20 protein-coding genes and 3 tRNA genes are annotated in these 21,577 nt (G+C 69.6%); 4 read left to right on the top strand and 19 right to left on the bottom strand.

Annotation, left to right across the window (positions count from 1 at the left end):
• Nucleotides 1–35 precede the first annotated feature (35 nt).
• The 4 genes from IT371_24880 to IT371_24865 form a co-directional block, all read right to left on the bottom strand.
• A tRNA-Lys gene (locus IT371_24880) sits at nucleotides 36–108 on the bottom strand.
• Nucleotides 109–213: 105 nt separating this feature from the next.
• Nucleotides 214–290: transfer RNA gene (locus IT371_24875), tRNA-Arg, on the bottom strand.
• A 55-nt stretch (nucleotides 291–345) separates the two neighbouring features.
• Complete coding sequence (locus IT371_24870) at nucleotides 346–1,206, bottom strand: hypothetical protein (protein MCC6750914.1); 861 nt, start codon at nucleotides 1,204–1,206, stop codon at nucleotides 346–348.
• Nucleotides 1,207–1,305: 99 nt separating this feature from the next.
• Entirely contained in the window at nucleotides 1,306–1,965 is a 660-nt protein-coding gene (locus tag IT371_24865; protein ID MCC6750913.1) for a thioredoxin domain-containing protein, read from the bottom strand.
• A 145-nt stretch (nucleotides 1,966–2,110) separates the two neighbouring features.
• Between IT371_24865 and IT371_24860 the strand changes: the two genes are divergently transcribed.
• A complete protein-coding gene (locus IT371_24860; GenBank protein ID MCC6750912.1) occupies nucleotides 2,111–2,671 on the top strand; it encodes a TlpA family protein disulfide reductase in 561 nt (186 codons plus the stop codon).
• 22 nt (nucleotides 2,672–2,693) lie between these two features.
• Here the strand turns inward: IT371_24860 and IT371_24855 are convergent, their stop codons facing one another.
• The 15 genes from IT371_24855 to accC form a co-directional block, all read right to left on the bottom strand.
• Entirely contained in the window at nucleotides 2,694–5,621 is a 2,928-nt protein-coding gene (locus tag IT371_24855) for a PD40 domain-containing protein (protein ID MCC6750911.1), read from the bottom strand.
• Nucleotides 5,622–6,185, bottom strand: a complete 564-nt coding sequence (locus IT371_24850; protein ID MCC6750910.1) for a GNAT family N-acetyltransferase — start codon at nucleotides 6,183–6,185, stop codon at nucleotides 5,622–5,624.
• Nucleotides 6,182–7,879 (bottom strand): phosphoenolpyruvate--protein phosphotransferase, encoded by a 1,698-nt coding sequence (ptsP, locus tag IT371_24845; GenBank protein ID MCC6750909.1) that lies wholly within the window; start codon nucleotides 7,877–7,879, stop codon nucleotides 6,182–6,184. Before ptsP ends, IT371_24850 begins: the two co-directional genes overlap by 4 nt.
• An 89-nt stretch (nucleotides 7,880–7,968) precedes the next feature.
• Nucleotides 7,969–8,238 carry an HPr family phosphocarrier protein gene (locus tag IT371_24840; protein ID MCC6750908.1) on the bottom strand — a complete coding sequence of 90 codons (270 nt, stop codon included), beginning with the start codon at nucleotides 8,236–8,238 and terminating at the stop codon, nucleotides 7,969–7,971.
• 85 nt (nucleotides 8,239–8,323) lie between these two features.
• The gene (gene rapZ, locus IT371_24835; protein MCC6750907.1) at nucleotides 8,324–9,178 is read right to left on the bottom strand and encodes an RNase adapter RapZ; all 855 of its coding nucleotides are present in this window, start codon (nucleotides 9,176–9,178) and stop codon (nucleotides 8,324–8,326) included.
• A 57-nt stretch (nucleotides 9,179–9,235) separates the two neighbouring features.
• The gene (gene raiA / locus IT371_24830; protein MCC6750906.1) at nucleotides 9,236–9,811 is read right to left on the bottom strand and encodes a ribosome-associated translation inhibitor RaiA; all 576 of its coding nucleotides are present in this window, start codon (nucleotides 9,809–9,811) and stop codon (nucleotides 9,236–9,238) included.
• Nucleotides 9,812–9,845: 34 nt separating this feature from the next.
• Entirely contained in the window at nucleotides 9,846–11,330 is a 1,485-nt protein-coding gene (gene rpoN, locus IT371_24825) for an RNA polymerase factor sigma-54 (GenBank protein ID MCC6750905.1), read from the bottom strand.
• Nucleotides 11,321–12,103 carry an ATP-binding cassette domain-containing protein gene (locus IT371_24820; GenBank protein MCC6750904.1) on the bottom strand — a complete coding sequence of 261 codons (783 nt, stop codon included), beginning with the start codon at nucleotides 12,101–12,103 and terminating at the stop codon, nucleotides 11,321–11,323. The genes rpoN and IT371_24820 overlap by 10 nt, the downstream gene beginning before the upstream one ends.
• Nucleotides 12,093–12,632, bottom strand: coding sequence for a hypothetical protein (locus IT371_24815; GenBank protein ID MCC6750903.1), 540 nt, complete (start codon nucleotides 12,630–12,632; stop codon nucleotides 12,093–12,095). Before IT371_24815 ends, IT371_24820 begins: the two co-directional genes overlap by 11 nt.
• A complete protein-coding gene (locus IT371_24810) occupies nucleotides 12,565–12,963 on the bottom strand; it encodes a hypothetical protein (GenBank protein ID MCC6750902.1) in 399 nt (132 codons plus the stop codon). Before IT371_24810 ends, IT371_24815 begins: the two co-directional genes overlap by 68 nt.
• A gap of 74 nt (nucleotides 12,964–13,037) precedes the next feature.
• Complete coding sequence (locus IT371_24805) at nucleotides 13,038–14,000, bottom strand: hypothetical protein (protein ID MCC6750901.1); 963 nt, start codon at nucleotides 13,998–14,000, stop codon at nucleotides 13,038–13,040.
• An 82-nt stretch (nucleotides 14,001–14,082) separates the two neighbouring features.
• Nucleotides 14,083–15,738, bottom strand: coding sequence for a CTP synthase (locus IT371_24800; protein MCC6750900.1), 1,656 nt, complete (start codon nucleotides 15,736–15,738; stop codon nucleotides 14,083–14,085).
• A 21-nt stretch (nucleotides 15,739–15,759) separates the two neighbouring features.
• Nucleotides 15,760–16,476 (bottom strand): NTP transferase domain-containing protein, encoded by a 717-nt coding sequence (locus IT371_24795; protein ID MCC6750899.1) that lies wholly within the window; start codon nucleotides 16,474–16,476, stop codon nucleotides 15,760–15,762.
• A 13-nt stretch (nucleotides 16,477–16,489) separates the two neighbouring features.
• Nucleotides 16,490–16,819, bottom strand: coding sequence for a hypothetical protein (locus IT371_24790; GenBank protein ID MCC6750898.1), 330 nt, complete (start codon nucleotides 16,817–16,819; stop codon nucleotides 16,490–16,492).
• A gap of 3 nt (nucleotides 16,820–16,822) precedes the next feature.
• A complete protein-coding gene (accC, locus tag IT371_24785) occupies nucleotides 16,823–18,328 on the bottom strand; it encodes an acetyl-CoA carboxylase biotin carboxylase subunit (GenBank protein ID MCC6750897.1) in 1,506 nt (501 codons plus the stop codon).
• A 223-nt stretch (nucleotides 18,329–18,551) separates the two neighbouring features.
• Here accC and IT371_24780 point away from each other — a divergent pair, with 223 nt between their 5' ends.
• The 3 genes from IT371_24780 to IT371_24770 all read left to right on the top strand — a co-directional run bounded on the left by IT371_24780 (nucleotide 18,552) and on the right by IT371_24770 (nucleotide 21,277).
• Nucleotides 18,552–20,222 (top strand): TIGR02266 family protein, encoded by a 1,671-nt coding sequence (locus tag IT371_24780; protein ID MCC6750896.1) that lies wholly within the window; start codon nucleotides 18,552–18,554, stop codon nucleotides 20,220–20,222.
• 248 nt (nucleotides 20,223–20,470) lie between these two features.
• Nucleotides 20,471–21,100, top strand: a complete 630-nt coding sequence (locus IT371_24775; protein MCC6750895.1) for a hypothetical protein — start codon at nucleotides 20,471–20,473, stop codon at nucleotides 21,098–21,100.
• A 104-nt stretch (nucleotides 21,101–21,204) separates the two neighbouring features.
• A tRNA-Asn gene (locus IT371_24770) sits at nucleotides 21,205–21,277 on the top strand.
• Nucleotides 21,278–21,577 lie beyond the last annotated feature (300 nt).

Raw genomic sequence — 21,577 nt, 5'->3', positions numbered from 1 at the left:
GACTGCGTGAGGGACGAGAACCAGGGGGGGAGGAGTGAGCCCAGAAGGACTTGAACCTTCAACCTCCGGATTAAGAGTCCGCTGCTCTACCAATTGAGCTATGGGCCCGGAAGCGTCGAAACACGGCACCCGACGCAGGTGCTGATATATCCGTCGACTGCCGACGTGTCAAGCACCGACGCGCGGTGCCACTCATCGGCGGTGCTCCTTGCGTGGCGCGCCCGGGGTGACTCGAACACCCGGCCTGCGGCTTCGAAGGCCGACGCTCTATCCGACTGAGCTACGGGCGCAAAATACGGTCGCAGTATGCCGGCCCCGACGAGCGGCCGTCAAGGGTCGTCACCGTCAGGGCTTGCAGAGTCCGCTCACCACGTCGCAGTTCAGGCCCGTGGGACACGACACAAAGAGGTCGCAGATGAAGCCGCACGCGTCCTTGCCGCCGACGTCCAGGATGCACTGCGCCTCGGTACCGAGGGGCGAACCACTGCAGATGCCGTTCGGGTTCGAGCAGTACTTGGTGCAGAAGCCCTTCGTCGTGGTGGTGCCGAAGCTGCCGCAGAAGAGGTTGAGGCTCGCGTTGCACTTCACGTCGTTGTTGCAGAGCTCGCCGAACTTGGCGTACTTGCCGCACAGGCAGAGGTCCTTGGCGTCCTTCGACGAGTAGGTGCACTCCGTGGCGTAGTCGTAACCGCCCCCTTTGCAGAGCGTCGTGCAGTCCGAGGACTTCCAGGCGCCGTTCTCGCAGAAGCGCAGGTTGCTCTTGTCCTGGCACTTGGTCTCGCCGGCGGTGCAGGTCGTGGACTTGCAGTCGGCCGGACACGAGAGGACCGTCTCGCCCTGGTCGCATACGCCGTTGCCGCACTTGTTCGGGGTCCCTTGGTCGCACCGGCCGACGCACTTGTCCGGCCGCACCGTCGTGTCCGGCAGGATCACCAGCCCGTCGGTAGGCGTCGAGCCATCCCCGGGGCCGCTCCCGTCTTGTCCGCTGCCCCCGTCGGGCTTCACGCTTCCCGTATCGGGCTTCGGTTCGCAGCCGGCGACCCCCTGAGGACAGGTCCCCTCGCGCACGCAGACGTTCGCCTTGTTGCACTCGTAGCCGTCGGGACACTGCGGGCTGCCCCGGTTGCAGAGGAACGGAGCGTCGCCGAGGTTGATGCCGCAACCCGCCGCACCCGCGCAGAGAGCCGCCACGAAATACCACCGCATGGCTGATGTCCTTGTGGCCATCGAACCGCCTGTCTACAACGAAAGGGGAACCGCTTTCAACCCTTGCCCCTACGCCCCGGACCCGAGGCGCCGGGCCAGCTATCCCCCGCGCCGCGCCAGCTCGAGCCGGGCACGCCCCAGCTCCTCGAGCACGATCCGCTCGAAGAAGAGCGTGGGCCAGTACCCTTCGAAGCGGCGGCCGTTGATGAAGAAGCCCGGGGTCCCACGAACTTTCAGGGTCCGGGCCAGGTCGGCGTCCGCCTTGACCTCCGCGATGCCCTGCGGGCTATCGAGGGCGGCGCGAAAGCGCGCCTGGTCCAGTCCGACCACCTGGGCGACCCGTTCGAGGTCGGCTCTCTCGAGCTTCCCCTGCAGCTCGTAGAGCCTGTCCGCGTAGGCGAGGAACTTCCCCTGCGCGTGCGCGGCGAGGGCGGCCCGGCCGGGAAGGTCGTCCCGCGGATACTGCTTGAAGACCCACCGCACCCCCTTCGGGTAGCGCGCCAGGATATCCTGCCTCGTGCGCACGTTCTTCGCGCAATAACGGCAGTAGAAGTCCGCAAACTCCACGATCGTCACCGGCGCGTCCGCCGGCCCGACGGAGGGGCTGCTGCCCAGGGCCACCGGCACGCGCACCGCTCGCTCCGCGGCCCCCGCCGGCGCGAGCTCCTCGGGGTGCTTCTGCCGGTAGGCCAGAAACGCCACGATGCCCAGCGTCGACATCCCGAGCACGCCGGCCACGACCGGCACCTTGATCGTCATTCCGCGCTCCCGATCATCCTTGCCGCGGGCCATCCCCCCGGACGCCACATCATGCACAGCGTCCCTCGCCGAGTCGAGAGGATCCACCAGGCCGGGCCGTCCCACCCTTGGCGCGGGCGCCCGGCTGTGGTAGGGACCCAGGGAGATGATCGGAAAGCGCCTCGCCGCCTACACCATCGTGGTCGCCCTCGCCGGCGGCCTTGTGACCTTCTACGTCCGGGCCGTCCGCAGCACGCGAGGCGTCGAAGCCAACGCCTGCCGCGCGATGGAGCCGGAGACCCAGGACACTCCGGCGCCCGGCTTCACGCTGACGGACCTCGCAGGCAAGAAGCAGAGCCTCTCCGATCACAAGGGCAAGGCCGTGCTCCTCCACTTCTGGTTCACGGATTGTCCACCCTGCCTCGAGGAGCTCCCCTCGCTCCTCCGCATGCAGTCGCAGCTCGTGGGACGCAAGGACTTCACGCTCCTGACGGTGAGCGTGGACGACTCGGCCAGCAAGGTGAAGGAGTTCATCGCCAAGAACCACGTGGCGGGCCTGAGCATTCTGCACGACGCCGAACGGCGCGTCCCGGCGCGCTACGGCACGGAGAAGTTTCCCGAGAGCTACCTCATCGACCGCGAGGGACGCATTCGCTACCGGTTCGTGAACCAGCGCAACTGGACGAGCGCCCCGGCGCTGGCCTGCATCCAGTCCGTCCTGAACTGACGCGCGGAGCCCGCGCGGGCCCTCAGAAGGGATTTCCGAGGAGCACGTGGAACTCGTGGCTCCCCTCTTCCATCAGCCCCTTCGCATACCCTACGCGCAGCGTCATCGGCAACACGTAGAACATCACGCCTTCGAGCAGCACCTCCCCCCCGACGCCCACCTTCAGCTCCGACGGCTTCAGGTGGCCGAAGAAGGCGTTGCCCACGTCGCAGAAGGCCGCGAGGTGCACGTGGTTGGCGTAGATCGGCAGCGACGACACCCCCTTCTCGATGTTGAAGAGCGGGAAGCGGTACTCCGCGTTCATCAGGTGATACTGGTCGCCAGCCACCGTACCGGGCGCGTAGCCGCGCAAGAAGAGCCCGCCCACCGACGACTGGTCGAGGAGCGCGGTCACGAGGTTCTGCTCCGGGAAGCCGCCGAGGAAGAAGATCCCGCGCCGCCGCAGGTCGCCGCGACCGATGCCGCCGCCGAAGCCCAGCGCCAGCACGTGGTCGCGTCGCCACGGCATGGGGATGTACTCGGTCCAGCTCCAGTTGAGCTGGGCCACGAAGTAGTCGCTGCCGAAGGCGGCGTGGTCGGCGCGCATCGACAGGCTGACCTGCCTTCCCCGCTCGGTGCTCACCGACCAGGTGTAGCGTTCGACGTTCCGGTAGGTGGCGCCGAAGGAGATCCCCGAGAGGAAGCCCACCTCGGGGTACTGGGGACTCATCATCCCGGGCCGCACGAGGAGCTCCTCGCGATCCGCGTCGGCGTGCCGCATCCAGCTCGCGCGGTAGCCGAGCGACAGCGACACCGTGTGCAACGGGAGCCTGAGGACCGGTAGCCCGACCGAAGCGCCGAGGCTGTAGCCCTGCTCGCGGTAGTTGCGGCGCTGCCCGTCCACGACGAGGCCGCCGCGGGGGCTCTCGTAGCGCGAGGTGTCGAGGCGCAGCGCAGGCCAGAGGCGCCCGTAGCCGTACGTCAGGGCGTAGCTCGGATAGCCTCTGGTCACGCTGGCCGAGGCGTTGACCGCGTAGCTGTGCCAGCCCGCCACGTCGCCCCCGCGGACGTTCAGCCCGAGGGTCGTGCCGTACGCGTCGCTCCCCACCGAGAAGAACCAGGAGCGCGGGTAGAGCGTGCCGAGCGGACTGTACGGGCGCGCGGGGTAGTCGGGCCCCGCGGGGACCTTCACCGGGGCGGGCCGCGTGTCCACGTACGGCAGAGGCTCGAGGAGGCGCTCCTCCCGCAGCTCCATGCGGTGGAGGTCGTAGCCCCTGGCCGAGAAGCCGACGTAGTAGAGCGTGCGCTCGTCGGGCGTGACGGCCGGCGTGAAGGCCCCGCCGAGGACGTTCGTGACCTGCCGCAGGCGCCGCGCGTCCAGGTCGTAGCGATACACGTTGAAGATCCCCGTGCGGTCCGAGCTGAAGTAGACGCGACGGCCGTCGGGCGAGAAGTGAGGGTCCACGTCGAGCGCGCGGTCCCGCGTCACGTCCTCGAGCTTCCTCGTCGTGAGGTCCAGGATCTGGATGTCGCGAAGCCCCCCCGCCCTCCAGCGCGAGAAGACGACGCGCCGACCGTCGGGGCTGAAGCGCGGCCCGAAGAACTGGTCCCCGTTCGCGCCGGCGAGAAGCAGGCGCGGTCTGCCGCCGTCGAAGGAGACGGCCTTGAGCCGGTGGTCCCCGAGTTCGTTCGCCACGTACACCACCGTGCGACCGTCGGGAGAGACGACCGGGTCCCGCGCGCGCTCGCCGAAGGTCAGGCGCCGGACCGTGCCGGCCGAGCGCCGGCGCACGTACAGATCGTGGTAGCTGTAGAAGCTGCGCCAGACCGCCGGCTGTTCGTAGACCAGGAAGCGCCGATCGGGTGTGAACGAGGTGGTGTCTCCGCCGAGGCTCTGGACGCGCTCCACCTCGCGCCCCGTCGCGGTGTCGAGCACCGTCACGTAGGTTCGGTCGTGACCGTCGTCGTGGACGAAGACCAGCTCGCGCCCGTCGTCGGAGAGGCGGGGCGCCTGGCAGCTCTCGCCGTGGTCGGTGACCTTCACCGAGGCCGTGACCCCCCGCCGCGCGACGAGTCCCCGCTGGAGCGCGTAGACTCGCCTCAGGTACTCGGTGAAGTCCGCGTAGAGCTCGGCGAAGGTCCTACCGAAGACGGCCTGCGCGACGCGGTTCAGCTGGTAAGGGAGCGCCCCGCGCGTGGCAGTCCCCCCCTCGCCCCCGTAGATGTGGCTCACCCGCGCGAGCGCGTCCTCGCCAAACCGGTCCGCGAGGTACTTCAGGAAGCGGCTGCCGTAGAGGTAGGGGACCACGCCGCGCGGGTAGTAGCGGGTCGAGGAGCTGATCTGGTCGAAGGTCAGAAACCTTCCCTCGAGCACGGCGGCCCGCAGGTGCATGTCGAAGATGCTGGAACGCACGCGTCCGCCGGCCGTCCGCGCGGACTCGTGGTGCGTCGCGAGCCCCTCGATGAACCAGCGCGGCTGGAGCTGGTTCGGGGCCCAGCTCTTGCCGAAGATGGCGTTCACGAGCCGCGGAAGGCCGTGGATCGTGTCGATGTGCAGGATGTGCGCGTACTCGTGGGCGATGAGCCCGTACATCCAGTGGTCGTAGTCGTTCAGGCTGCTCAGCGAGTCCGGGCCAGTGACGTAGGCGCGGATCACGTTGTAGGGCACTACCTGGGCCGACCCGTTGGCTCCGTCGGTGTCGTCGGTGACGACGATGTGCGTGCGCTCGCGCGGGGCGTGGCGAAAGATGGGGGCCAGCACCCGGTGCGCGAGCTCGGCCGACCGCGCGACGTTCTGCGCCGCGGCCCGAAGGTCGTGCCGCACGCTGCGGTAGTAGTGCACGTAGAAGTGCGGCGTCTCGAGAGTGAACCAGCGCTGGCTCGGGTCGGCGGCTCGAATTGCCGCGGGCGGCCCGAGGCCGCAGAGGAAGCCGAGGAGCACGACGACCCGTCGCACCGTCGGACGCGTCATCTAACGCGCCCGGAGGTCCAAACTCATCACCCGGCTCACCTCGCCGTACCCGAGAGAGCGGTAGAACCTCTCCGCCGCGTCGTTCCCCGCCCACACGGTGAGGACGAGCTGCTCGGCTCCCCGCTCGCGACAGAAGTGCGCCGCCGCATCCATGAGCGCCCGCCCGAGACCGAGCCGCCGGAACTTCTCGTCCACGACGAGCTCGTCCACGTGCCCCCGCCGCCGCCGCGCCATGAAGGGCTCGGAGGGGGTGTCGAAGATCTGGACGCGGAGCATCCCGACGACGTCGCCCTCGGCGTCGGCCACGAGCAGGCGTCCCGAGCGGCCGCCGAGCAGCTCGCGCAGCTCGCGCGCCGAGCGGAGCGGTGGCTCCGCCGCGAAGAAGTCCGGGCGCAGCCTCCCGTGCAGCTCGTCGCTCTGGCGCCAGAGCTCCTGCACCCGCGAGAAGTCCGACTCGGACGCGGAGCGGATGACCCAACCTGGGTCGTCGGTCGCCTCGGCCACCCCGGTCCGGTCCGCCGCGTCGTCCGAAGCGCGAGCGGGGCCGTCGATGAGAGCTTTCATGAGCGCTCTCCCGCCGCGTGGCGCGGGCGACGCGACGGAGCGACCTCGGCCGCAGCGCGCTCGACCTCGGCTGCGGCCTCGGCCGCCGTGGAGCACGAGAGGAGACGCGCGGCGACCTGCTCGGCGTATCCGATCGTGACGCGCCCCAGCAGCTCCTTCACCTCGGGGATCGCAGCACCGTTCATGCTCAGCTCCCGCACGCCGAGACCCACGAGCACGAGGGCCAGGGCCGGATCGCCCGCCATTTCTCCGCACACCGCCACGGGCTTGTCGTGACGTGCGCCCGCCACGAGCACCTGATGGATGAGGCGCAGGATGGCTGGGTGCATGGGATGATACAAGTAGTTGACGCGGTCGTTCAGTCTGTCGACGCCCAAGGTGTACTGGATCAGGTCGTTCGTGCCTACCGAAAAGAAGTCCACCTCCGGAGCCAGGAAGTCGGCTGTGAGGGCCGCCGAGGGGAGCTCGACCATCACCCCGAGGGGCGGCCGGCCCGAGAGACCGAGCTCGGCCACGCACGCGTCGAGGATCGCCGCGGCGGCCCGCAGCTCCTCGATGCCGCTCACCATCGGCAAGAGGATGCGCAGCGACCCCTCTTGCCCCGCGCGGAGCAAGCCGCGAAGCTGCGCCTTGAACCCCTCGGGCTCGGCGAGGCACAGGCGCAGCGAGCGCAGCCCCATCGCCGGGTTGGCCTCTTCCGCGGCCCCCGGCAGGCGGAACTTGTCGCTGCCGAGGTCGAAGGTCCGGAAGGTAACCGCGCGCCCCTCGGCCAGGCGCAACACCTCGCGAGCCTCCGCGAGCTGGTCACCTTCGGTCGGCCAGTCGCTTCGCCCGAGCAGCAGAAACTCGGTGCGATAGAGGCCGATCCCCTCGGCGCCGTGGCCCACCGCGGCCCCGACCTCCTCGGGAAGCTCCACGTTGGCCATGAGCCGCACGCGCGTCCCGTCGCGCGTCTCGCCCGGGAGCTCGCGGCTTCGCGTTCGACGCATCGCGGCCTCGGCCCGCTCGCTCCGCTGGGCTTCGTACGCCGATCGCGCCTGCGCGTCGGGCCGCGCGATGACCTCCCCCGCCCCTCCGTCCACGATCAGCGGGTCGCCCTCGCGCACGAGCGAGAGCGCCTCGCGCACCCCCGCCACCATGGCGAGGCCGAGCGAGCGCGCCATGATCGCCGTGTGCGAGGTCGACCCACCCGCCTCGAGGACGATCCCGACCACTCCGCGGCGCCGAAGCTCCACCACGTCGGCCGCGGACAGGTCGTGCGCCACCACGATGCCCCCCTCCGGAGCGCGCGGGGCCGCAGGTGCCCCGCCGAGGAGGTTTACGAGCAGGTGCTCTGCGACGAAGTGCACGTCCTTCGCGCGCTCGCGGAAGAAGGGATTTTCCACCTGGTCGAAGACGCGCGTGATCCCCTCCACCGTGCGGTGAATGGCCCACTCGGCGTTGACCCGGTCGTCGGCGATGTGCTTGAGCGCGTGCTCCACGAGGTACGCGTCGCGGAGCATGAGCTGGTAGGCCTCGAGGATCAGCGTGTCCCCGCCCAGACGCGTCACCTGCTGCTTGATGCCGTCGAGCTGCCGGTCCGTCTCGCGCAGCGCGGAGCGGAGTCGCCCTTGCTCCGCGGCCACCTCGGCGGAAGTGATCGTGTAGCGCGGGATCGCCTCGCCGAGATGCGCCCGCACGCAGGCGGGCCCCATCGCCAGCCCCTGCGCTGCCGATATGCCGGGGAGCCTGAGCACGTGTGCGCGGAAGAATTAGGTGAGCACGAGACGGCGTGCGCCCGTGTCTAGTGTTCGCCGAAGCGCGCGCGGATGAGCCCATCCAGGGCCGCGAGCGCCGCGTGGGCCTCCTCCCCCCGACTCCGCACGTGAACCGTCGAGCCCTTGCTCGCCACGAGCATCAACACCTCCACGATGCTTTTTCCGTCCGCGCGTTGCCCCGCCTTCTCCAGCTCCACCTCGGCCCTGAATCTGCTCAGCGTCTGAACGAGCCGCGTCGCGGCGCGCGCGTGCAGCCCCTGCTCGTTTGGAATGACAAATGTCTGCTCGACCTCCACACGGACCCCCTTTCGCCACCTGTAACCCGTCGCCGTCCCGATTTGTTCCGCCGGGCGGGGCGGACGTTCAGATCTCTGAACGCCGCTACCGGTCGCGATCCACGTCGCGATGCCGGACCCTGACGGACCAATGTGGAGCAAGTCGCTTCGCGAACTCCTCCGCCAACGCCACCGACCGGTGCTTGCCCCCCGTGCACCCAAGCGCAATGGTCAAATACACCTTCCCCTCGGCCTCGTACCGTGGGAGCAGGAAACCCAGGAGCCCGTCCAGTCGTTCGACGAATTCCGCGGTGTCCGGCGCGCTCAGTACGTAGTCCGAGACCGCCCTCTCCGTCCCCGCGAGCGGCCGGAGCTGCTCCACGAAGAACGGGTTGGGCAGGAAGCGGACATCTAGCACCAAATCGGCCTGCGTGGGTACCCCATACCTGAAGCCGAACGATACCAATGAGATACCGAGCCTCGAGCCGTCGTGGGCGTACCGGTCCTGCACGAGCTGCTTCAGCCCGTGGACCGTCATGCCCGTGGTGTCGAGGGCCAGGGTTGCCTCCGCGCGCAGCGGTGCGAGCAGCCGCCGCTCCTCCTCGAAGCCGGCCCGCAGGTCGATCGTGGCCAGTGGGTGGGGCCGCCGCGTCTCGGAGAAGCGCCGTACGAGCACGTCGTCCTGCGCGTCGAGGTAGATCACCTCCATGATGTGCCCCGACGAGCGCAGGGCGAGGTAGGCGAGCGCGTAGTCCTCGATGTGCTTCCGCAGGCGCGCATCCACGACCAGCGCCACGCGGTCCACCGACGGCTCCGCCTGCATGGTCTGCAGGAAGTCCGACAGGAGGGGCAGCGGCAGGTTGTCCACGCAGTAGAAGCCGAGGTCTTCCACGGCGTGCAAGGCGGTCGTCTTGCCCCCCCCGGAGACACCCGTGATGATGATCGTATGTAATGGTTTCATCGCCTCACCCTCGGATGGGCGAGCCGTCCTGGCCGGTCCCCCACGAACATCGGCGCCCTAGCCCGGCTCGCCTGCCGCCTGCTTGGTCTCGATCAAACCATACCCGTCGTCGCGCTTGTAGACCACGTTCACCGAATGCGTGGCCGCGTCCACGAACACCAGAAACGCGGTGTGCAGCAGTTCGAGCTGCATGATCGCGTCTTCCGTGGACATCGGCTTGGCATCGAAGTGCGAACGCCGGATGACGCGTCGCTCCTCCGCCGGCTCCGTGGCAGCGACGTCGTCGGCCCCGTCGGGCTCGTGGACCTCGTGCTGCACGGGAAGGACCGGACCGGGGACCGGCCGGTGGTTCTGGATGCGGGTCTTGTACTTCCGCACCTGGCGCTCGATCTTGTCGGTGACGAGGTCGATCGCCGAGAAGACGTTGTCCGTCGTCTCTTTGCCCTTGAGCGCGATGCCGTTGTGCAAGGTGATGAGGACATCCACCTGGTGCAGGTGCCGCTCCGAGGAGAAGACCACCTGTGCGCGGATCGGCTCGGGGATGAATTTTCTGATCTTCTCCACCTTCTCGGCGGCGTACTGCTTGATCGCCTCGGAAGGCTCCATATGACGGAAGGTGACGGAAAGTTGCATGCGCGCCCCTCCCAAAGGACGGCGGGGTTAGGAGTTAGAAAACCTGTTTGCGCTTCGATGAGCTCAGGATGCCGAGTTGCTCCCGGTATTTGGCCACCGTCCGACGGGCGATGTCGATGCTCTGATCCCTCAGCAGCTCGACGATGCGCTGGTCGCTGAATGGCCGCTTCTGGTCCTCCTTCCCGATGAGGTCCTTGATCTTGCTCTTCACGCTCTCGCTGGCGATCTCGTCGCCGTCGGTGCAGTTGATGCCGGAGTTGAAGAAGTACTTGAGCTCGAAGATCCCCTGCGGCGTGTGTACGTACTTGTTCGTGGTCACGCGGCTGATCGTCGACTCGTGCATCTGGATGTCTTCGGCCACGTCCCGCAAGATGAGCGGTTTGAGGAAGTTTATCCCCTTGTCGAAGAACTCGCGCTGGAACTTGATGATGCTCTCCGTCACGCGAATGATCGTGCGCTGCCGCTGCTGGATGCTGCGGATCAGCCACTGCGCGGAGCGGAGCTTGTCCTGCACGTACTGCCGCGCCTGGGCCCCGCCGGCCAGCGCCGAACGGTAGAAGTTGGAGATCTTCAGCTTCGGCAGCCCGTCGTCGTTCGGCACCACGAAGTACTTGTCGCCGATCTTGTGCACGTAGACGTCCGGCGTGATGTAGACTGGCTCCTCCTCGGCGTAGAGCCGCCCGGGCTTGGGGTCGAAGGAGGCGATGACCTTCACGGCCTCGTAGATCTCCTCGAGCGGCTGGTCCAGGTCCTTGGCGATGGCCTGGTAGTTCTTCTTCTCGAGGTTGCCCATGTGGTCGCGAATGATGCGCACCACGATCTCGTCGTCCTGGCCGGCCAGCTTGGCCTGGAGCAGCAGGCACTCCTGCAGGTTGCGGGAGGCGACGCCGATCGGATCGAAGTTCTGGATCCGGCGGAGCACGTCCTCGGCCTCGTCGAGCCGCATCCCCACCTCGGCCGCGAGCTCCTCGATGGGCGCCTCGGTGAGATACCCGGCGGCGTCGAGGTTGCCGAGGATGAGCAGCCCGAGCTGCTCCTCGTCCTCGTCGAGGTCGGTCAGCTTGAGCTGCCAGGCGAGGTGGTCGAAGAGCGAGGGCTTGCGCGTCAGGGTGCTCTCGAGCGACGGCATCTCCTCGGAGCCGCCGCGGTAGCCGGGCATCGGCGGCGCGAGGGAGTGGTGCTCGAGGTAGGTGTCCCAGTCGATCTCGCCGACCGCCTGGGCCCCGTCCCCCTTCACCTCGTTGGTCACCTCGTGGTGGACCTCCGGGCGCGCTTCGGCGTCGAGGCCCTCGAGCGCCATGTCCGTCGAGCGCCGGTCCTCCCCGACCAGGGAGGCGTGCGTCACGGAGTCCTGCTGCTCGGAGCCCTCCTCGAGCACCGGGTTTTCCACCATCTCCTGCCGCACGAGCTCGACCAGCTCCATGCGGGAGAGCTGCAGCAGCTTGATCGCCTGCTGGAGCTGCGGCGTCATCTTGAGCTGCTGCGAAATCTTGAGCTGTTGCTTGATCTCTAGTGCCATGCGCCACTCCCGACGTAGGGCGCGAGCGAGCCGAAGTACGCTCGTTGCGCCGATGAATCGCTCCACAGTTCCTTGGGGCTGCCACAGACCGCAACACGCCCGTCCACCAGAAGACACGCCCTGTGACAGATGGCGAGGGCCTGTTCGGCCCGGTGGTCCGCCAGCAGCACGCCCACGCCGTGCTCGGCGAGGCGCGCGATGTGAAGCGCGAGCTGCTCGGCAGCCCGCGGATCGAGCCCCGCGAAGGGCTCGTCGAGCAGCGCCACGGTCGGCCGCGTGCAAAGGAGCCGCGCCAGCTCGAGACGACGCCGCTCGCCGCCGCTCAGCGTCGAGGCCCGCTGGTTCCGACGGGGCTCGAGCTCGAAGAGCGCGAGGGCGGCCTCTCCCGCGGCGCGGGGCTGGCCCCGCAGCTCGAGCACGAGAGCGAGGTTGTCCTCGACGGAGAGTCCGGTGAAGGCACTCGGCTCCTGCGGCAGATAGCCGAGGCCCCGCCGGCCGCGCAGGTGCAGCGGCAGCCGCGTCACGTCCTCGCCTCCCAGGATCACCCGGCCCCCCTCGGGGCGGAGCGCTCCCACGAGCAGCCGCATGAGCGTGGACTTGCCCGCCCCGTTCGGCCCGAGCAGGGCCAGGACCTCGCCCCGGCGCACCTCGAGCGAGACGTGGTCCACGACGGTCCGCCCCGCGAAGCGTCGCACGAGACCCTCGGCCACGAGCTCGGACGGCAAGGCCGTGGCGCTCGGGGAAACGGCCGCGCTCTGCAGGTCAAGGGACATGGGTGCCTCGGGCCAGGTCCGCGTGCGCGCGGTCCACGGTCAGCTCCCCGGTGTCGAGCTGCAGGTCGATGCGCCGCCCGGCGATCTTCAGGCCGAGCGAGGCGCTCGTGACCTGCGCGTCTCCCTCGAGAATCAGGCGGCGCGCCCCCGCCAGCCAGCGCAGCCGCTGCGCCTGACCGACGTGCCCGGTGGCCTGGAGCGCAAGCGCCCCCCGCGCCTCGAGGCGCAGCGCGCGGCCCGCAGGATCCAGCTCGATCTCGATCTGCTGGGCGCGGATGCTCACCTGATCGAGGCGCACGTGAACGCGCCCCGAGAGCCGGAGAAGCCCCGCCCTCGGGGCCAGTCCGGTGGCAGCGCCGCCGGCGCGCGGAAGAAAGGAGAGGCGGTCGGCGCTGAGCTGCAGGGAGGTGAGGCGACCCGTGGCCCCCGCCAGCGGAAGCTGGAGCGCCGAGGCCGTGCGCTCAGCGTGCGCCGGGGGAGCTCCCGGAAGAGCCCAGAACAGCGCGCACCCGAGCACCGGTAAGCGCACCGCTCTGCATCTCCAGCCCAACCTGCTCCGCATCCAGCCTCAGCTCCCCCTGCTCGAGCACCACCGTCCAGGCCTGCAAGACTCCGCGCCGCCGATCCAGCCGCGCACGCTTCGCCTCCAGGCGCAGCGGGGGATCCTCGAGGACAACCCCGCTGAATTCATATGCTACTTCGCCAGGCTCCCAGGCTCCGCGGGTGGCGTGAAGCCTCACCCGCCGACCCCGCTCCGCCCGCTCCCACCGGATCTCCCGGGCCAGCACCTTGGCGGGTGCGGCCTCGAGGGCGGGGGCCTGCGTGTCGTCGCCCGTGCCCGGTCCCGCGGTCAGGGCCACCCCTATCACCGCGAACCCAATGGCAATCCACAGTATGTCACCGCGAGGCATGGCTGTAAAGGGGCGAAAGGCGTCTAGTGGTACGCAATTTGCACTTGACTCCCGCTTTCCTTGCGGCATGGCGCGAGGGTCGGCGACGCGGAGCTGGCATGACTCTTCCGTCGAGCCGCTCGCCAGCGGTCGAGCGACCAGAGCCAGGCCGCGGGGTCACGCGCGATGGCCCGCTCGAGCGTCGCGAGGCACGCGCGGGTGAGCTCCTCGGGCGCACACGACGGGAGGCTTTCAAGCGTGATCGTGCCGCGTCGGTCGGCGGCGCTCACCGTCCCGACGACGACCGGGGATCCCGTGAGCCGCGCGAGCCACCCCACGATGGACGAGGTGAGAGCCGGTCGCCCGAGAAACGGCAGCCGCTCTCCCGCGTCGACCGGTTGATCGAGGAGGACACCGAGCACCTGGCCCGCGCGCAGCGTCCGCACCGCACCCCGCAGGTGCGCCGGGCCGTCGATCCAGAGCGAGCGCACGCCGTGACGGCGCCTCTCGGCGTCGATGAGACGCGTGAAACGCGGGTCGTAGCTCGGCCGGGCGAGCACGGCCAGCGGGGCGAGCCGCGCCAGAGCCGCCGCCATGAGCTCCCAGTTCCCGTAGTGCGCGGTGACCAGGATGACGCCGCGTCCCTGCGCGAGTGACTCGAGCAGCACGCCTTCGGCCTCGGGGGTCAGTCGGCAGGGGCTACGCGAGGTGCCGAGGCGCGAGGCCAGGCGCGGCAAGGCCAGGCACTCGGCGGCGCTGCGACCGAGGCCAACGAACATGCGCCGCACCAGGCGGCGGCGAAGGCCGGCGCTCAGCCAGGGCCAGGCCGCCTCCAGGTTTCGTCGCGCGCGACGCCGTTCGGGGACGGCCAGAAGGTGCGCGAGGCGGCCGAGCGGAGGCCCGAGGGCGAGCACGAGCGGCACGGGCAGCGTTCGCAGCGCCGCGATGAGCCCGCGCGCGAGGGCGTAGAGGAGCGCGTTCTTCACGCGCTGGCGGAGGCGCTTCAACGAAGCCCGACGGGATGGGTCGCGGCCAAGGCGCTGTCCAAGGCGCGCAGGTCGGGATGGATCGCGGCCAAGGCGCCCATGTTCAGTGCAGCGTGACCGGCTCGACCGTAGCCCGCGGAGCATCCTCCTGCCGGGTCTGGTGCACGAGCGCCGCCTTGATGAAGCGCGTGAAGAGCGGATGCGGCTCGGTGGGCCGCGACTTGAATTCGGGGTGAAACTGGCAGGCCACGAAGTAGGGATGCCCCGGGAGCTCGATCATCTCCACCAGCCGCCCGTCGGGGCTCAGCCCGGAGAAGACCATCCCCTCCTTCTGAAGCCGCTCCCGGAACGCGTTGTTCACCTCGAAGCGGTGGCGGTGGCGCTCGGATATCTGCAGGACGCCGTAGGCCTGGCCCGCCACGCTCCCCTCGACGAGGGTGCAGGGATAGGCCCCGAGCCGCATCGAGCCGCCCTTACCGGTCACGTTCTTCTGCTGCTCCATGAGGTGAATCACCGGGAAGGCGGTGCGCTCGTCGAACTCGGTGGAGTTGGCGCCGGTCATGCCGCAGACGTGGCGCGCGTACTCCACGACCGCCATCTGCAGCCCGAGGCAGATGCCGAAGAAGGGGACTCCTCGCTCGCGGGCGTACCGGGCGGCGAGGATCTTGCCCTCGATGCCGCGGCCACCGAAGCCGCCGGGGACGAGGATCGCGTCCACGTCCGAGAGGAGCGCTTCGGGTCCGCGCGCCTCGACCTCCTCGGAGTCGATGTAGCGGTGGATCACCTTCGCACGGTTCGCGATCCCCCCGTGCACGAGCGCCTCGTTCAGACTCTTGTACGACTCCACGAGGTCCACGTACTTGCCCACCACGCCCACCGTGACGGTGTGCTCGGGATTCCGCACGCGCTCGGCCAGCGAGTCCCAGCGTTCGAGGCGCGGCGCCCGGGACCAGATATTGAGGAGCTCGGCCACCTTGTCGTCCACGCCCTCCTCGTAGAAGCGCAACGGGAGCTCGTAGATCGAGGCCACGTCCTGCGCCTCGAAGACGGCGTCGGGGGGCACGCTGCAGAAGAGGCCGATCTTGCGCTTGAGCTCCTTGGGCATCGGGTGCTCGGTGCGGCAGAGCAGGATCTGCGGCTGGATCCCGATCTCGCGCAGCTTCTGCACGCTGTGCTGCGTGGGCTTGGTCTTCAGCTCGCCGGCCGCGGCGATGTACGGCACGAGCGTCAGGTGCACGCAGATGCAGTTCTGCGGGCCGAGCTCGATGCAGAGCTGCCGGATCGCCTCGAGGAAGGGGAGCCCCTCGATGTCGCCGACGGTGCCGCCCACCTCGCAGATCAGCAGGTCCACGTCCTGCGCGCAGCCGAGGATCTGTTCCTTGATCGCGTCGGTGATGTGCGGGACCACCTGGACCGTCGCGCCGAGGTAGTCGCCCCGGCGCTCGCGGGTGATGACGTCGAAGTAGATCTGGCCCGTGGTGCAGTTGTTGCGCTTGGACATGCGAGCGTGCGTGAAGCGCTCGTAGTGCCCGAGGTCCAGGTCCGTCTCCGCCCCGTCGTCGGTCACGAAGACCTCGCCGTGCTGGAGCGGGTTCATCGTGCCGGGGTCCACGTTGATGTAGGGGTCCAGCTTCTGCATCGTGATGCGCAGCCCGCGGTTCTCGAGGAGCGCGCCGATGCTCGCCGCCGCGAGTCCCTTGCCGAGGGACGAGACCACGCCGCCGGTCACGAAGATGAACTTGGTGGGCTTCTGCGCCACGGGTCTACTCCTCGTCGCTCCTCACGGAGCGACCTCGTCGGGGATGAAACGCGCGAGGTCGCGCAGATCGCTCGGGCGGTTGACGGACGCGGCCTCCGCGTCCACGAGCGTCACGCCCACGGACCAGCCGCGCTCGAGGGCACGAAGCTGCTCGAGCCCGTGCGCGAGCTCGCCCGAGGTGCTGGACAGGGCCGAGAAAGCCTGGAGCGTCTCGGCCGTGAAGGCGTAGACGCCGACGTGCACGAGGGGGGCGGCGCCCGGGTCCATCGCAGGCGCGGGACGGCGAAAGAACGCGTGCGCGCGGCCGTCGGTCACGGCCACCTTCACCGTATCGGGGTCCTCGAGCTGCGACGGGTGACCAAGCGGCACGGCCACGGTGCCCAGGTCACCTCGCGCGAGAGCGGCGAGCGCCCCTTCGAGGAGCGACGCGCCAACCAGCGCCTCGTCACCCTGCACGTTCAGCACGAGCTCGACGCGACGGTCCCGCGCGGCGGCAGCCACGCGGTCGCTCCCGGTACGGAACGGCTCGTCGGAGAGCAGCACCTCGCAGCCCGTCGAGGCCGCGGCGTTCGCGATACGCGCATCGTCGGTGGCCACGAGCACGGCGTCCGCCACTCCGGAGGCCAGGACGCGGCGTGCGACGCGGGCCACGAGCGGCTCGCCCCCGACGGACACCAACGCCTTGCCCGGAAAACGGGACGAGGCGTAGCGGGCGGGGATCACCGCGAGGACCTTCATTCGCGAGCACACCTCAGGACAGGGACCAATACACCACCGCGAGGAGGAGCGCGAGGCAGAAGATCCCCGCCGCGAGGGCGACGGGATCCACGCCGGTGCGATACAGGATCTGCCGGGCGAATTCCTGCTCGGCGGCCGTCGGGCTCTCGGTGAAGGCCTGCCGGGCCAGCCGGCGCGCCCCGCCGAAGTCACCCTGGTTGAAGGCCCGCGCGCAGTCGGCCATGGCCTTGGCGTGCGGCCCGTCGTTCGGCGGATAGAGCAGCCAGCTCGGCTCGGCCGGCTCGACCTGCCCCGGACCGGTGTGGAGGGGCTGCAGCGGGCCCGCGGGAGGGTTCGCCGTCATGGACTAGCTCCTCCTCCAGCCCGTGGCGCGGCGCCAGGCGCTGTCGCCGGTGGCAGGCGCAGCGGCCGGGCGCGTGGCGCGGGCGCGAGCGGCCTGGCCTCGGGCGTGGATGGCCGCCGCGGCGAGGGCGAGCGGCGACGGCTCACCCTCCGGCGGAGCGAGCTCCGCGGCGTGCGCGGCGATGAAGCCCGTATCGTAGACCCCCGTCTGAAAGGCGGCGTTGGCCATCATGCGCCGGTGGAAGGCCAGGTTCGACTGGATGCCCGCGATCACGCACTCGGAGAGCGCGCGCTGCATGCGGCCGATCGCGGCGGCGCGGTTCTCGGCCCAGACGGCCAGCTTGGCGATCATGGGGTCGTAGTTGGCCGAGATCTCCGCGCCCCCGTACACGCCCGCGTCCACGCGCACTCCGGGCCCCTCGGGGAAACGAAGCTCCGTGAGAAAGCCGGGGCTCGGCAGAAAGCGCACCGGGTCCTCCGCGTAGAGGCGGCACTCGATGGCGGCGCCGCGCGGCTGGATCTGGTCCTGGCTCATGGGCAGCGGCTGCCCATCGGCCACGAGGATCTGGCAGCGCACGAGGTCGTAGCCCGTGCAGAGCTCGGTGATCGGATGCTCCACCTGAAGGCGCGTGTTCATCTCGAGGAAGTAGAACTGCCCTGCCCCGCCGTAAAGGAACTCGATCGTGCCCGCGCCGGTGTAGTCCACCGCCCGCGCGGCCGTGACCGCCACCTCGCCCATGCGGCGGCGCGTGTCGGGGTCCAGCACCGGGCACGGCGTCTCCTCGATCACCTTCTGGTGACGCCGCTGCACCGAGCAGTCGCGCTCGTAGAGGTGCACCGCGTGGCCGTGGCGGTCCGCCATGACCTGCACCTCCACGTGACGCGGATTGGTGATGAACTTCTCGAGGTACACGGCCCCGTTGCCGAACGCCGAGAGCGCCTCGCGCTGGGCCGCCTCGAAGGCCGCGGGCAGCCGCTCCTCCTCGGTCACGAGGCGCATCCCCTTGCCGCCGCCGCCGGCCGTGGCCTTGAGCATCACCGGCAGGCCGATGCGTCGGGCCTCGGCGAGGGCGGTCTGGGCGTCGGGCAGGCCCCTCTCCCCGCCATGCGACCCGGGCACCACCGGCACGCCGGCCGCCTGCATGCGCTGGCGCGCGAGCATCTTGTCGCCCATGGCGTGGATGGCCGAGGGGTCGGGCCCGATGAAGGCCACGCCCGCGTCCTTGCAGGCCTGAGCGAAGGTGGCGTTCTCCGAGAGAAAGCCGTAACCCGGGTGGATGGCCTCGGCGCCGAGGCGCTTCGCGGCGTCCAGGATCTTATCGATGCAGAGGTAGCTCTCACGAGCAGGGGCCGGACCAATGTGCACGGCCCGGTCGGCCATGCGCACGTGCAGCGCGGCGCGGTCCGCGTCGGAGTAGACGGCCACGGGCGAGATCCCCATCTCCCGGCAGGTGCGCATGACCCGCACGGCGATCTCGCCTCGGTTGGCGACGAGAATGCGTTTGAACATGGGCGCAGCATAGCGGCGAGCCGGCGAGCAAGCAACCCGCGCGGCGAGGCAGGAGCGGCGCCGCGCACGCGCGTCCAAGTCGCGAGCCACTCGCGTTTTTCCGTCGGCGAGAACGCCCCCGAGGATTTGCGTAGCCCGCCGATGGTGAGTTAGTATGCTTGCGATTCCTTGTGGGTCTAGCGACCTGTATACTGCCGGGCTACCTCGGGAGGCACGCCGCCCTATGCGCACTCCGGTTACGGTGAAGATCAAGTTCAAGAGTGCATCCCTCGAGCAGTTCATCGAGCGCTACTCGGTCGACGTGAGTCAGGGCGGTATCTTCGTCCGCACGCCGAAACCCCTCTCCGTGGGGACCAGCATCAACTTCGAATTCCAGCTCCAGGACGGCAGTCCGCTCCTCTCGGGGAGCGGGACCGTGGTCTGGATCCGCGAGCAGGACGCCGCCAAGGGCGGTGGCTCGCCGGGCATGGGCGTGCGCTTCGACCAGCTGCCGCCGCCGAGCCAGAAGGTGCTGACCCAGGTCCTCGAGCAGAAGCAGCGCGCGCAGGAGTTCTCCGACCAGCCGACGCGCGTCGCGCCCGACGCGAAGGAGATGGTCGAGCAGGCCGCGGCGGGCATCTCGGGCGGTGCGGAGAGCCAGCCCGAGCCGGTGGGACTGCCCGACTTCGGCGGGATGGACGCGGGAGCCGTGCCGCCCGAGGACGCGGTTCCCACGGTGGTCGCGCCCCAAGACGAAGAGCCGCCGCCCATGCCGCCGCCGTCGATGGAAGTCCCGATGGAGCTGGCGTCGCGCGCGACGAACACGGAGGTTGCCCCGGAACCAGCGCAGGGCGCACGGACCGAGGAAGAGCCCGCCCCGCGGGCTGCGGCTTCGTCACCGGCGGTCGAGGAGCGCGAGGAGCCGGAGTCCGAAGCCGTGCGCAAGGAGCGGCTGGCGAAGATCCTCTTCTCGGAGAACGAGGAGTCGACCGAGGAGGAGTCCTCCGAGGGCGCGGAGCCGCTGGCCGAACCTGCGCCGGTACGCGCGCCCCGAGTGACCGAGGAGCGGCGCCCCGTTCGCGGGGAGAAGAAGTCCTCGGGGGCCATCGTCTGGGTGCTCGTCCTGCTGGCCGCGGGGGGCGGGTTCTTCCTCTGGTGGACCTACGGGCGTAAGGGCGAGCCGAAGCAGCCGGCGGGCGGGAGCGCTGTCGGAGCCGCGGGCGAGCCCGGAGGAGCGGCGAGCAAGCCGGCCGAACCGCCGAAGGCGCCCGCCTCGGCGAACCTGAAGGTCAGCTCGACGCCGGCGGGGGCGAAGATCCTGCTCGACGGTACCGACACGGGGAAGGTGACCCCGGCGGAGCTCACCGGCTTCGCGAAGGGCAAGGACGTCGCGATCGCGCTCGACCTGCCGGGCAAGAAGCTCGTGACCGTGACGGGCAAGGCCGGGGGACCGGAGGTCAGCGCGAACCTCGAGAAGGCGTCGGTTCGCACGGTGGAGCTGGCGAGCGAGCCGGCGGGCGCGACGGTGACCCTGGATGGCAAAAAGGTCGGCAAGACGCCGACGACCTACGCGAAGGCGCTGGACCTGAGCAAGGGCAAGCACGCGGTGGTCTTCAAGCTCTCCGGGCACGCGGACCAGACCGTCGAGCTCGGGCCGGACAGCAAGTGGGAGCGCAAGGGCGAGGACGAGGTGCTGAAGGTGAGCGCCACGCTCGAGAAGAAGGGCGGCGCAGCCGCGGCGCCGGCGGCGGCGCCGAAGAAGAAGCGCAGCAAGGCCAAGGCGGCCGACGAGGGCGAAGAGGAGGGCGAGGCCAAGGCCGCGCCCGCGAAGAAGGACGACGCAAAGGACGAAGCGAAGGACGACGAGCCGAAGGACAAGAAGCCCGCCATCAAGAGCCCGGCCTGGGGGAACTGAGTCCTCTCGCCCGGGTCGCGACGCGCCGGTAGGGGCGTCCTTCTCTCCTCCCCTCGTCCGTCCCCCCCTCCCCTCCTCCCTTCCGAGATCCAGAGAGCCCATCCAGAAATCGCGCGCCTCGCCGGGCGCGGTCCGTGGACTATCGCGCGCTTCGACGCGGCACGCGGCTTGCGATCCGAACGGCTCGCACTCGCATCACGAGACTGTCTCCGTCCCTCAGGACCTTGAAGAAGAGGAAAGGAAGAACCATGCGCGCAGGAAGAATCCTCGTACCGTTCATCGCGTCGGCGGTGCTCCTGGCGAGCGTCGCGGCGTCTGCCGCTCCGAAGCTTCTACGGCCCGTGTCGGTCCAGGAAGCGCGCGACTCGGCCTTGCGAGCCGCCGGCATCCCGAATATCTGGCGGGGCGAGCACCACGTCACGCTGCTCGGCTTCGCCTCGGGCGGCCGCACCGTGATGATGGTGAAGTCCGTGGACCTGCCCACGCCGGCCATCGTCACGACCAAGCGCACGAGAGAGACCTACGACACGCCCGGACTCGCAGGGCGCACCTTCGACACCCTCAGGTCGACGAAGCTCACCCCGCGCGGCATGTCTGCCCTCGGCCTCGTCACCCCCAGCCGCGCGCTCACGCAGGCCATGTCGAGCGGCGGCCTCTTCGGCGACGTCAAGGGCAAGGTCACCAAGGCCGGCGCGTCCAAGGACGGCTTCGCCTACAAGTTCGTCATCACCCCCGACAAGCCCGTCGTGGTGAAGGACCGCTACGGCGTCTACACCGTCGAGCAGCTTGTGCGCATGGTGAACGTCCTCGGCCAGGGCGAGACCGCCTACCCGACGCCCGGCAAGTACAAGTGGAAGTACACCGCGGGGGACATCTAGGCGCAGTCCTCTCCTTCGGCAATTCCCTCCCCATTCCCGCCACATTCCTTGACACCCCCTCCCCTCGTCGTCTACAAAAGTTGCAGGTCGCGCAAGCGTCCTGTTCCGGCTTAGCTCAGTCGGTAGAGCAGGTGGCTGTTAACCACCGGGTCGGCGGTTCGAGTCCGTCAGCCGGAGCTACGAAGCCCCGCCCACCAACATCGGTGCGCGGGGCGGGTTAACTGAAGCCCCGAGGGCCTCCCTCGGGGCTTCGTCATTTCTGGCCAGCGTTCGCGGACCTTTGCGCGCGCGGCTTATGCGGGCCCGCTCTCTACGATCGTCGGCAGAGATCACGGCGGCCGCCGGTGGCGGCCCGGTCTCGCCCACGCGTGCTCTCTGGCGGGCGCGGCGGGGAGAGAGCGCCAGAGAGCTGGTTCGCTGGTAGAGAGCGAGGTTAACAGCGGGCTGGGCCGAGAGGCGGCTGCGGGCCGGTTTGCT

Source organism: Deltaproteobacteria bacterium, assembly GCA_020848905.1.
Classification (GTDB): Bacteria; Myxococcota_A; Polyangia.
This window is presented reverse-complemented; position numbering and strand designations above follow the sequence as displayed.